The following is a 10699-nucleotide window of genomic DNA, read 5'->3' on the forward strand; positions in this document are numbered from 1 at the left end:
CGTGAACGACGCCTGGGGCCGGCCCAGCATCAAATTGCACGGCCTGGCAGCGGAACTCATGGACACCGTCTACGGCTTCGCCGTCCTGGTCGCCTCCGAACACCCCGACCGCTTCGTCATCCCCTCCGACCGTGACTTCGTCCGCATCCTCAACACCCCCCTCGACCGAGGCGCCCGCTACATCCTCTCCGTCCCCAACACCGGCCGAGGCACCTCCGACGCCGTCAACCGCCGCTACCCCACCATGTACGAAAACGGCGCCCAAATAGCCACCCTAGAACTCGAAATCCCCAACGACGGCGCAGGCCAACCCAACTGGCGCCTCTACCGCGTCATCGGCAGTTGATCCGGTCAGATCAATCTCCTCGCGAGCAGGAGATCGTGCACCTGCGTGACCGATTCGTCCACGGTCAAACGGTGTGTATCGAGCCGCAGATCAGGGCGGGTGGGCGATTCATAGGGAGCGTCGACGCCGGTTAAGCCCGAGATCTCCCCGCTGGCTTGTTTTGCGTAGAGCTCCTTGACATCTCGCGCTGCACATACCGCTACGGGCGCGGCGACATGTATCTCGAGGAATGGTATCGCCGCCGCGCGGTGTCGATCGCGTACGGCCTGCCGGCTATGCGTGTAGGGAGCGATGACCGGAACGATAGCCAGGATCCCGTGCTGCGCGAGAAGTTGCGCTACGAATCCGATCCGCCGCACGTTGGTGTCTCGATCCTGCGGACTGAAGCCCAAATCGGCGGTCAGGGCGGCGCGCATCTCGTCACCGTCAAGTACCTCGGTTGGACAGCCCGCCGCGGACAGGCGACCGGACAGTGCGCGAGCGACGGTGGATTTGCCGGCGCTGGGCAGACCGGTGAGCCAGACGGTGCCGCCCTTAACCGTCATGATTGCCTCTCCGGCAGCGTCGTGCCGAGCGAATGGAGCGCTTGCAGACCGGTATTGAGCGCGGCCACGGGAAAATCACTGTGCCACGGCTGGTTTCGCGCCACACTCGCGATTGTGCGTAATGCGGCGGCAGGCGAAATGCCGGATGTCGATCGTCCCGCCCGCCAGGCCTCGCGGGCTGCGGTTCGCACTCCCTTGCCGTTGCGGTGTACGACCCGCAATTCGGGTACGAAATGGACGGATCCACCGTACTCCGCCAGCCTGGCGACCAATCCGTTGTCGCTGGCGGTCGTGATATCCGGGAAGCCCTCAGCGTCAAGAAAGGCACGTTTCCATACCGCCGAGTTTCCTCCCGCGAAGAAGGGCACCGGATTCGATGCTTCGTAACGAGCGTAGCGATCCTCATATCGGTACTGCCTGGCCCGTGAAACCGTGCCGCCATCGAAGGGAAGCACCCGCCCCGTGATCGCGGCTCGATCGGTGGTGAGTGTGTGCTGGAGGACCTCGAACCAGTCGTGCAGGGGTCGTGCGTCGTCGTCGAGAAATGCCAGCACGGCACCACGTGCTGCTGCGGCCGCCGCATTTCGACTTGCCGCCGCTCCGAGTTGTGTGGCGTTGTGCAGGATCCGCACGGGATAAGGAAGCCGCCCAGCTCCGGCTGGCAGGGTGAGCGGAATGTGCGAGGCATCGTCGACGAGGATGACCTCTTCGACTGTTCCGTCGTCGCTGTGCGCTATCGCGGCCAATGCCTCGGCGATATCGGTGGACCGGTTTCGAGTGGCGATGACGACCGAAACGCTGAACGAATTCCGTGTCACGACATCGACTCCACTTCGAACTGCTGCCGGAGCAGCGCGCTCCAGACGGCACCCGCCTCGCCGGCGATATCCGAGTCGGTGAGATCGGTGTCTCGTGCTCGCAGACTGCCGAGGTAGGGCGTGAGATCCAGGCCGATGAATTCCGACAGGCGCGATGTCTCCCGGCCCTGGCACAGCGCGTGGTATTCGACGACAAGTTGCCGATGCGCCGGTAGCCGAGGTGCGAAGTCGAGCCAATGTTTGTTCCAAACCGCCCATTTGGCGATCGCGGCGTCGTGTGTCGGCGGCAGCCATGGACGATCCCCGGTCCAGCGCACCATCGAGCGTGCTACTTCGTGTGGATGCCGGATCAGGACAACATATCTGGCGTCGGGCACCACCGCGTCGAGCCAGGGCAGATGCTGGAGATATTCGTTGTATTTGTCGCCCCAGTAGCGCAAACCTTCTCCGGTTTCGGCGAGAATTCGGCGCGCGAGTTGCACCGAATCAAGTTCGACACCACCGGCCGCCACTTCGTGGGCGGCCCTGCGCAGACTGTCTTCGGCACGGGTTCGCCAGGCGTGCGCACCCGCCCCATCCGCGGGACGCCGATCCAAGGCATGCAGGATCTCGTCGGCGCGAAGATGGTGGTCCTCGATGTCGGTGTCGGTAAGCCAGCGGTGCAGCAGGTACGGCAGCTTGCCGTTGACCGTGAACAGTCCGCCGTTGTCGTCGAAAGCGAGGTTGAGAGCATAGGCCAAGGCGGTAGTGCCGCTTCGTTGTGCGCCCAGCAGAATGACCGGGGATGTCATCGCGGCCTCGCAGGTGACGCGACCACGCCATCGAGGAGCGCACGCAGAATTTCCATGCACTCGACGCTGGCCTCGAATCCGCCCCTCGTGAACGGCTCCCCCCAGGGCTGATCGCGTTCGTCGGCGGTGAGCACTCGATCTGTGCGCCAATGAGTTTCCAGAGAGATCCAGCCGTCATAGCCGTCCGCGGCCAAGGTTTCGAGGATCGCGGCCCACGGAACGTCGCCGTCGCCGAATCGGACGTACTCGCTGGTTCCCTTCGGGTCCTTGACGTGCACATGGCGGATCAGATCGCGGGCAGCGTGGTATTCGTCGGGGAATGGGGTGGGGTCCAGACCGCTGAAGACGGTATTGCCCGGATCCCAGAGCACACCGAAACGGTCGTCGTCGAGTGCCCGCAGGTACTCGAGCATGTGCCGCATAGTCGGGGTATTGGATCGAGTACCGGTCTCGACGAGGAAGGGGACCGTGTCCAGGGGGACGCCGTCGAAGACATCTCGGGAAATCCGGCCCGCGCGTGCGGGGTCAGGGGCTCCGTCGCGGTAGAAGGTGAATCCCCGGACGAACGGCGCGCCGAGCAACTCGGCTTGGCGGATCGCATTCACGACCAGATCCCGCACCGCGGCGATCTCGGTATCATTAACGGGCAGGGCACATTTGAGCGCGGGCGGATCGAACCCGGCGACCCGCAGCCCGTGACACTCGACGATGGCATGGACCGCTCGGAGCTGCTCGTCGGTCATCAAATGAGGAGGAACCGACCCGACCGATCGGATCTCGAGACCGCCGAAGCCAAGCCTGGCTGCCTGGAGTGCGGCCGCTTCGATGTCCTGGGACAGTTCGTCGCTGATAATAGCCAGTTTCACTGGACTTTCCCTTCGGGTGTGATCGGAGCTGCCGGGTACCAACCGCGCAACAGCGCGACATCCGCGGCCAGCGCACCGGCCTTGGATTCGACAGTGACCGCGTGCAGCGAGGCCGCTGCGGCTAGCAGCTCATGTGTCGGTGTGGCACAAGAAGATTCGAGCGGCAGATGGCGGGCTGCCTGTGGATCGCGCCAATCGAACCCCTTGACCTGCGCGTGTGAGATCCACGGCGACAACTCTTCGGCCGCGGTGATCGGGTCCTCGGCGATCCTTGCCAGACCCAGGGTGTCGAGCAGGATTCGCGTCCCGGTCTGCGCGCACAGGTCAACCAGCTCCGGTACGGGCGCGAATCCATGATGGGTTTCGACCAGAACGTTTCCACTGCCGACCCGCCGGGCCAGATCCGCCACGTCCGCGTGAGTGGACCGGAGGCGGTCCGGCCGCAGGCAGCCGATGGCAGCGAATACCTTCACCGGCAAGCCCACGCGAAGGATGTCGAGCGCCCCGGGATCCGCTGGGCGAGGGCCCCCGAGAATCACGCTGATTCCGACGAAGGACACCCCCACACCGGTCCCTCGGAATCCGTCCAGACCACCGGACTCCTGCCAGGCATGGCCCTTTCCCGATCGGAGATCGACGACGTCACCGCCGAGTGTGAGGGTGAGAGAAGCGAGTTCGGCGGCCGTCAGCCCCGGAGCCGACCCCGACGACAGACCGATACGCGGTATCAACGGACTGCCGATCGCTGCCGCCGGGCCACCGTGTCAAGGATTGCGGTGACCGCCTCGGCGCTATCGAGCCGACAACGCGTCAACGGCTCGCCGGAGATCACCGCCCGCGCGATCTCCTGGTATACCTGGCGGCGCAACTGCGCTGCCGGGACGGACGGCCACGTCCGGGTGGACTCGAGGGTCCATTCGCTCACGTGACCGTCCTCGATCGTCAAACCACCACGCTCACCGAGAATCTGCAGCCGTTCGGTGCGCAATGGAGATTCGCCGGTGATCGTCACCGCCAACGTGGCACCGCTGACGAAAGTGACTGTGCCGGTGACACACGAGTCGATTCCCACGGCGATGTTTCGTGTGGCAGTCAGATCGATCTCGTGGAGCGGGCCGAGAATCTGACATGCGAGATCCAGATAGTGCACGCCGAGATGTGCGGTGATGCCGCCGACTGCGGTAACGGGATCCCTGCGCCAAGGCACGCGCTCATAGTGTGCGGGCGGACGTTGCCGCGAAACCACAAGTGCGCCGGTGCATGCCGGACCGGACACCAGGGTCCGATCGAGGTCCGGTGCGAGCAGGAACCGATGCTGCAGCATGACCCCGATTGGGCGATCGGCGAGCTCGGCGGCCTCGGTCATGAGTGCCAGCTCTTCGACTGTGGCAGCGGGCGGCTTCTCGACGAGAACCGCCTTACCGGCTCGTAGGGCGGCCACGGCCAGGTCGGCGTGCGTACCGGGTGGCGTGCAGAGGGCGACGATATCGATCTGGTTGTCGGCCAGCACGTCTCGCCAGCTCTGCAGCCGTCGCACTGCAGGCGTCTCGACCGTGTCGTCCGGCTCGAACACAGCGGCGAGTACAACCTGGTCGAGTCCCTCGATCGCAGCTGTGTGCTGGCGGCCCGCGGATCCGTAGCCCACGATCGCCACTGCGGCCTGCTTGTCGCTCATCGTGACCGCCCCGATTTCCCCAGAGCGTATCCGGTTGGCAGCGGGCGATGTTCGACAATACGGTCAGCACCGGCGGCCGCATCCGGATCAGCGGTGATGAGCAGGACCGGACTTCCCGCCTGCGCATGTTCGCGCGCAAGGACGACACTTGCCGAGCCGACGCTCATCGCATCGATCACCACCAGCGCCGCCGCTACCGACCCGGGCGCCTCTGACCTCGAGCGAGGGATTACCACGATCCCGCGAGGGAGAACGGGTGACACGGGATGTTTCGCCTCGGCGCCGGTGACGGTGATTCGCCCGTATCGGGCGCGACGGCTTCCGGCCAAGACGTGCACCAAAGCCGCGGCGGAATCGGGGTCGTGTGTGCAGACTGCCACGACCTCACCGGGCGTGCCCGCACAATTCAGCCCGCCGACCAGAATCTGTTCCGGCCCCTGTGGCCCGCCCGCGATGACCAGGTCGGTGATATCAAATGCCGGGCTGTTCACAGGCTTGGCTTCCGTTGTAGGAATTCCAGGCGATTGCCGAAAGGATCCGCCGAATAGAACCGATCGAATCCCGGGAAGTCGTCGTCCCAACGCGCCCCGTAGCCCGCCGATGTCAGTTTCGCGGCCACCTCCGGCAGTGAATCGACGAGTATGCCGGGATGGGCCTTGCGGGCGGGTGTGAAGTCCTTCTCCACGCCCAGATGCACTTCGATTCCATTCCCACGGAACCAGCAGCCTCCCCGCGCGGCCAGCACCGGAGGCTTCTCCAATTCGGTCAAACCGAGGACACCTCCCCAGAAGGCCCGGCAGGCGGCCTCTTCCCCGGCAGGAACCGCGAGTTGAATATGGTGGAGCACCCATTGCGGCGTCGTATCGCTCATACTAAATACCTCGTCTTTCGATTCGGCGAATCAATGTCGCGCCATTGCAACTTCCAATACCGGGTCAATTCGCCCCACATCTCGGGATTATTGGAGGGCAGATAAGTGCGTCGTATTGCGTGCGGAGCTGCAGTCCAGGGCTGCGCAGGTGATCGGACAGTTCCGAAGCCGAGAACGTCCTCGGGTAATTCGAAACCCGCAGGTATGGCACCGTACGGATAGGCGAACAGCCGAGTGGGGGTCGGCCCGCACTTGGCTGTTACGGCTTCGAGCGAGCCGTAGGTCTCCGCCTCGACCTCGGCGAGATCGGCCTGATCCAGCCGAATGTGGTTTCGCGAGTGCGCACCGATGCGATGACCGGATTTCTCGAGTGCCGCGAATTCCTCGATGGACGCGAAGTCCGCACGCGGATCAGGGCTGCTGCGTCCGAGCAGATCGGTGCTGACGAAAAACAAAGCTCGCAGGCCGAGCCGCTCGAGTATCGGTAGGGCAAAGGTAATGTTATCGCGATAGCCATCGTCGAACGTGATCAATACGGTCGGGGTGTCGGCACGATACGGACCGTCCACACTCGTCAAATTCCGGGGCTCGTACGACTCGAACTCTGCGAGTACCGTCTCCAAACCTCGCTCGAATTCCTCCGGAGTCAGCGATGTGTAATCTTGAAACTCCGGATGAACATGATGGAAGTACAGGACCAATGGCCAGCCCGCAGCACTGGAAACCGCTGGTTGATGCGCGGGAGCGATGCCATCGATATTCGGTATCACATGCGTGCGGCTGCTCATCTCACAATCCCGGACACGGTGCCAGTCGGATCCAGGAGCCGGGCCGCGCGCGCGAGTAGGTCGTCGTCGTAATCCCGGTGTCGCTGCGCGACAATCGTGAGATCCGCTGTTCTAAGGGCGTCGTCGAGGTCGCGACACCGAGCGACACGCTGACCACGGGCATCGAAAACCTCTACGTAGGGATCGTGGAATTCCACGGCCGCACCGGCACTCAGCAACTCCGCAACCAGCAGCTCGACCGGTGAGTGCCGCACGTCAGCGACGTCCGGCTTATAGGTCACACCCAGGATCAGTACTCGCGCTCGGCGCGGATCATCGAGCAATTCCAGTGCACGCGACGCCACCCAAACCGGCATGGAATCGTTGATTCGCTGGGCCTGCTCGGCCAGCCGGAAAGGCAATCCCACCTGGGTCGCACGGTGCATGAGGTAGAGCGGGTCGACGGGAATGCAGTGCCCGCCGACTCCCACGCCGGGCCGAAAAGTCGTGAACCCGAAAGGTTTCGTCGAGGCCGCCGCAATCGTGTCCCAGACATCGACATCCAGACGATGACAGATCTGGGCGAATTCGTTCACCAAGGCGAGATTCACCTGACGATAGGTGTTCTCCAGTAGCTTCGCGGCCTCAGCCTCTCGGCACGATCGTGTGACATGGACATTCTCGGTGAGCTTCTCATAGAACTCCCGTGCCCGGTCGGCGCAGGTGGGCGTGAGTCCACCGACGACCTTCGGAGTGTTGCGAAATCCATAGCTCACATTGCCGGGGTCGACCCGCTCCGGAGAGAAGGCCAGGTGAAAGTCGACGCCGGCCGTTAATCCGGATTCCTCCAAGACCTTCCGTATCACCCCGTCGGTTGTCCCCGGATATGTCGTCGACTCCACCACCACTAGTTGACCTCGCGCGAGATGAAACCCCACCGTCCGTACAGCGGCAATCAATGGACCGAGGTCGGGAATGCCGTGCGCGTCAACGGGCGTGGGCACACATATAGCGATAATGGTACAATTCGCAAGAAATGCGGGATCGATAGCGGCGTCGAGTAACGCCGATACAGCGGCCAGCCGCTCATCCGAAACGGTATCGACCGGACTTCTGCACATATTGACCTTGGCGACGAGAAACTCGTTCAGGTCGAGACCGCGCGTCCGGAATCCCGCCGCTGCAGCTTCGACCGCCAGCGGCAGGCCAGCATATCCGATGCCCACCACGCCGACATCGACGGCTACGTCCGAAAAAATCACTGAATCCCCACCATGTGAACAATCACCCCACCGCGGACTACATCATTCACGCGGCGTCAACCGGAATTCCCATTTCTATCCGGTAGATGCCGAGAAACCTAACCGCACCGCTGACGGGTGTCAACCGATCCGAGACAGTCCAGATTCGGATCAGCGTGAGCGAATCATGGCCATAGGCAGGCTGACCTGGAAAGAAGGGCCATCGCACTTTTATTACCGTTCGATGGACAGGAAACATATCCACTACGATTTCGAGGTCGACTGCCTTCTGACAAGGTTTCGACAACTGCATGCTTTCGAGGGGGAATACTTGATCCATCAGCTGGATTCGGGCATTTTGCTGTGCGGAACGATTGCGGTCGGTGCCTCGATTCAGCGGTCGATAGGTCTGGGTTTCGCATTGCTCGCAACGCCGATCTTGGCTGCGCTTTTCGGCACTTTCGAGGGTGTCAGCATCTCGAATTGCGCCGCGTTGGCGATCAATCTGATCGGGTTTTCCGCCGCCTGGCGAGGCGTCAAGCCTGCGTCGATGGTGCCGTTGATCGCCGCAGCGGTGTGCACGGTCCCGTTGGGCGCGTGGGTGGCCGGTCGTGCGTCGGATGCTTGGCTGTCCGTGGGTCTGGGTCTGTTGGTCAGTCTGGCGACGCTGTTGGTCATCCGTGGAGTGCGGGCGCCCGGACTCCGCGGTACCGGAGGCGCCGTCACCGCAGGGGCTGCCAGCGGCTTTCTGAATTCGACCGCGGGCGTGAGTGGTCCGGTGGTGTCGCTGTACGCGGTCAATGCGGGATGGACTGCGACCGAGCTGGTTTCGAATTTTCAGCTCTACGGGCTGGTGGTCAATATCGTCTCGCTCGCCGCGAAAGGGCTACCCGCGCTGACCGGCTCGATGTGGATGCTCGGCGCGATCGGCATCGCCGTGGGCACCGGTGTCGGCAGCCTGCTGTCCAATCGGCTCAATGGCGATCGAGTACGCCGCATCGTGCTGGTACTTGCCTTGGCAGGTGGTCTGTCAATGCTCGGCAGGGGTCTGTTGCGGGTGATCGGCAGCTGATTCCGGGCTAGCCGGGACAGAGTCCGAACCTCCGGCCGACATCCGCAAGCCGTGCCGAGTCGAAAGATTGCCTGCGACTGTCGTTTCCCCGCGCCACTGCCCCCACCGATCCAATAGACACGCCGCAATCGCGTCGTCAGTACAGCCTCGGTGTCACCCATGCGACAACCACAGCCCGCCGCTCATTCGGACGCAAGCGCGGGCGCGGGTCGTCGAGCCCAGGCCTCACGAATCGCCACGGCAACCAGGATCGAGACCAGGGCGGGGACGGGCTCGAGGAAGAAGGTCCGGTGGCCGCGGGGCATGGCGGCCCAGATCAGGAACGCTGCCACGAAAGGCACTGCGACGGTGATGATTCCGGCGACCACCCGTCGCACCGTCGCCGCCTCCAGCAGCGCGGCGAGAACCAGCAGGCAGAACGCGATGAAGGTCATGCCCGGGGTGATGTCGAATCCGTTCGACGGGATGTAGTCCGCATACCTTCGGGGTGCGCCCAGGCTGCGGCCGTGAATGATCCAACCGGCATCGTCCGGAGAAGAGTCCCCGAACCAGGAGATGCCGCCCGCCACCATCGTGGCCGCGATGAAGACCCACCAGAACACATACCCGCAGGTACGCGCTGCGCGGAAGAGCCGGTACCGAGTCATGTCCGACAACCTAGGCCATCCCGTGACTGCCGCGACCGAGGGTCACGGCGCGGCCAACCTATGATCGCGAGATGTCGCTGGACGCCCGGTACCGCGCACTCCCCTACGAACCGCTGCTGGCGCGCGCGATGCGGGATCGGGAGGCGGCCGAGGACGCGATCCAGTTCTTCGACAGCTTGGCCACCACCGATATCGCGAACTCGCCGTATCACGATGACCCGATCTGGCTGGAGCTGGCCCCGGTCGCTCGTCGGATCGTGCTGGAGCGCCCCGGCATTCTGGATCGCACCCTCTCCACCCGAGCCTGGGACGCCGCGTACTGGCTACTCGCCGCCAACCGCCGCAACCAGCAAGCTCGCAACCCCACCGGATGGGCCGAGATCGCCGTGTTCGGCGCCGAGCCCTTCGCTTCGGGCGCGACTGCGACACAAGGAATTCCACTGCAATTCGTCCGCCCGCCCACCGCCAGGACCGTAGCCGACTACATCGACGACAACCTGAAGACCGCCTCGCAACTATTCGACCCCGAGGCAATGGAAGCCGCCGGAGTCTACAAATCCCCCTGGGATCTCGACCACCTACTCGACCTCCTGACCCGCTATGCCCAGCTGTATCGAACTGCCGCCGACCTGAACGAATGCGTCCTGGTCAAGCTCGATTAGGGGCGGGCGATCGGCTACGACCTGACGCTACGTGAGGAGCAACTCCGAGACCTCGTAGGTCGGGGGTGGGTCAGCCGAGGGTGGTGGTGGCGGCTACGAGGGACCAGAGGGGGTCGTCGGGGCCTACGTCGTAGGTGCATTCGTCCAGGCGGGGGTCGGGGACGTAGGCCCAGATGAGGGCGCCTGCGGTGCCGGCGGCGCGTTGGCCTGAGATGCGGTGGGTCATGAGGTCGCGGCGTTCGTCGAGGGGGAGGCAGGAGCCGGCGTATTCGCCGATTTCGGCTATCAGCAAGGGTTTTGAGAGGGTGCGGGATTGGTCGAGGCGGCGGGCGAGGCCGTGGGTGGGGCCGCCGGGGAGGGGGTCGGCGTCCTCGTCGTAGTCGTGGTATTCGACGACG

The 10699-nt window shown here is 63.9% G+C and carries 13 protein-coding genes and 2 pseudogenes; 3 read left to right on the plus strand and 12 right to left on the minus strand.

What is annotated here, in order from left to right; all coding sequences use genetic code 11:
• Nucleotides 1-346: pseudogene (locus ACWELQ_RS25180) on the plus strand (hypothetical protein); the annotation flags it as partial.
• A gap of 5 nt (nucleotides 347-351) precedes the next feature.
• Here ACWELQ_RS25180 and cysC read toward each other — a convergent pair.
• The 10 genes from cysC to ACWELQ_RS25230 all read right to left on the minus strand — a co-directional run bounded on the left by cysC (nucleotide 352) and on the right by ACWELQ_RS25230 (nucleotide 7941).
• Nucleotides 352-891 (minus strand): adenylyl-sulfate kinase, encoded by a 540-nt coding sequence (cysC, locus tag ACWELQ_RS25185; protein ID WP_452399514.1) that lies wholly within the window; start codon nucleotides 889-891, stop codon nucleotides 352-354.
• The gene (locus ACWELQ_RS25190) at nucleotides 888-1709 is read right to left on the minus strand and encodes a glycosyltransferase (RefSeq protein ID WP_452399515.1); all 822 of its coding nucleotides are present in this window, start codon (nucleotides 1707-1709) and stop codon (nucleotides 888-890) included. Before ACWELQ_RS25190 ends, cysC begins: the two co-directional genes overlap by 4 nt.
• Nucleotides 1706-2500: a sulfotransferase family protein gene (locus ACWELQ_RS25195; RefSeq protein WP_452399516.1), complete on the minus strand. Its 795-nt coding sequence runs from the start codon at nucleotides 2498-2500 to the stop codon at nucleotides 1706-1708. The genes ACWELQ_RS25190 and ACWELQ_RS25195 overlap by 4 nt, the downstream gene beginning before the upstream one ends.
• Entirely contained in the window at nucleotides 2497-3366 is an 870-nt protein-coding gene (locus ACWELQ_RS25200; protein ID WP_452399517.1) for a sugar phosphate isomerase/epimerase family protein, read from the minus strand. Before ACWELQ_RS25200 ends, ACWELQ_RS25195 begins: the two co-directional genes overlap by 4 nt.
• The gene (locus ACWELQ_RS25205; RefSeq protein WP_452399518.1) at nucleotides 3363-3839 is read right to left on the minus strand and encodes a hypothetical protein; all 477 of its coding nucleotides are present in this window, start codon (nucleotides 3837-3839) and stop codon (nucleotides 3363-3365) included. Before ACWELQ_RS25205 ends, ACWELQ_RS25200 begins: the two co-directional genes overlap by 4 nt.
• 254 nt (nucleotides 3840-4093) lie before the next feature.
• Nucleotides 4094-5041: a Gfo/Idh/MocA family protein gene (locus tag ACWELQ_RS25210; RefSeq protein WP_452399519.1), complete on the minus strand. Its 948-nt coding sequence runs from the start codon at nucleotides 5039-5041 to the stop codon at nucleotides 4094-4096.
• Entirely contained in the window at nucleotides 5038-5532 is a 495-nt protein-coding gene (locus ACWELQ_RS25215) for a hypothetical protein (RefSeq protein WP_452399520.1), read from the minus strand. Before ACWELQ_RS25215 ends, ACWELQ_RS25210 begins: the two co-directional genes overlap by 4 nt.
• Nucleotides 5529-5912: a glyoxalase gene (locus ACWELQ_RS25220; protein ID WP_452399521.1), complete on the minus strand. Its 384-nt coding sequence runs from the start codon at nucleotides 5910-5912 to the stop codon at nucleotides 5529-5531. Before ACWELQ_RS25220 ends, ACWELQ_RS25215 begins: the two co-directional genes overlap by 4 nt.
• On the minus strand, nucleotides 5909-6700 hold the full coding sequence (locus ACWELQ_RS25225) for a polysaccharide deacetylase family protein (RefSeq protein ID WP_452399522.1): 792 nt from the start codon (nucleotides 6698-6700) through the stop codon (nucleotides 5909-5911). Before ACWELQ_RS25225 ends, ACWELQ_RS25220 begins: the two co-directional genes overlap by 4 nt.
• Nucleotides 6697-7941 carry a nucleotide sugar dehydrogenase gene (locus ACWELQ_RS25230; protein WP_452399523.1) on the minus strand — a complete coding sequence of 415 codons (1245 nt, stop codon included), beginning with the start codon at nucleotides 7939-7941 and terminating at the stop codon, nucleotides 6697-6699. Before ACWELQ_RS25230 ends, ACWELQ_RS25225 begins: the two co-directional genes overlap by 4 nt.
• Before the next feature lie 166 nt (nucleotides 7942-8107).
• Between ACWELQ_RS25230 and ACWELQ_RS25235 the strand changes: the two genes are divergently transcribed.
• A complete protein-coding gene (locus ACWELQ_RS25235) occupies nucleotides 8108-8992 on the plus strand; it encodes a sulfite exporter TauE/SafE family protein (RefSeq protein ID WP_452399524.1) in 885 nt (294 codons plus the stop codon).
• Between the two features lie 182 nt (nucleotides 8993-9174).
• Here the strand turns inward: ACWELQ_RS25235 and ACWELQ_RS25240 are convergent, their stop codons facing one another.
• Nucleotides 9175-9639, minus strand: coding sequence for a hypothetical protein (locus tag ACWELQ_RS25240; protein WP_452399525.1), 465 nt, complete (start codon nucleotides 9637-9639; stop codon nucleotides 9175-9177).
• Nucleotides 9640-9710: 71 nt separating this feature from the next.
• On the opposite strand from ACWELQ_RS25240, the gene ACWELQ_RS25245 reads away from it, so the two are divergent.
• Nucleotides 9711-10301 (plus strand): DUF1877 family protein, encoded by a 591-nt coding sequence (locus ACWELQ_RS25245; protein ID WP_452399526.1) that lies wholly within the window; start codon nucleotides 9711-9713, stop codon nucleotides 10299-10301.
• A gap of 70 nt (nucleotides 10302-10371) precedes the next feature.
• Here ACWELQ_RS25245 and ACWELQ_RS25250 read toward each other — a convergent pair.
• A pseudogene (locus tag ACWELQ_RS25250) lies at nucleotides 10372-10699 on the minus strand (beta-mannosidase); the annotation flags it as partial.

The sequence above is a fragment of the Nocardia sp. NPDC004722 genome (assembly GCF_053601505.1).

Coding starts and splice junctions, on each gene's coding strand:
- cysC (WP_452399514.1), bottom strand. CDS start 891: ATGACGGTTAAGGGCGGCACCGTCTGGCTCACCGGTCTGCCCAGCGCC.
- ACWELQ_RS25195 (WP_452399516.1), bottom strand. CDS start 2,500: ATGACATCCCCGGTCATTCTGCTGGGCGCACAACGAAGCGGCACTACC.
- ACWELQ_RS25210 (WP_452399519.1), bottom strand. CDS start 5,041: ATGAGCGACAAGCAGGCCGCAGTGGCGATCGTGGGCTACGGATCCGCG.
- ACWELQ_RS25220 (WP_452399521.1), bottom strand. CDS start 5,912: ATGAGCGATACGACGCCGCAATGGGTGCTCCACCATATTCAACTCGCG.
- ACWELQ_RS25225 (WP_452399522.1), bottom strand. CDS start 6,700: ATGAGCAGCCGCACGCATGTGATACCGAATATCGATGGCATCGCTCCC.
- ACWELQ_RS25235 (WP_452399524.1), top strand. CDS start 8,108: ATGGCCATAGGCAGGCTGACCTGGAAAGAAGGGCCATCGCACTTTTAT.
- ACWELQ_RS25240 (WP_452399525.1), bottom strand. CDS start 9,639: ATGACTCGGTACCGGCTCTTCCGCGCAGCGCGTACCTGCGGGTATGTG.
- ACWELQ_RS25245 (WP_452399526.1), top strand. CDS start 9,711: ATGTCGCTGGACGCCCGGTACCGCGCACTCCCCTACGAACCGCTGCTG.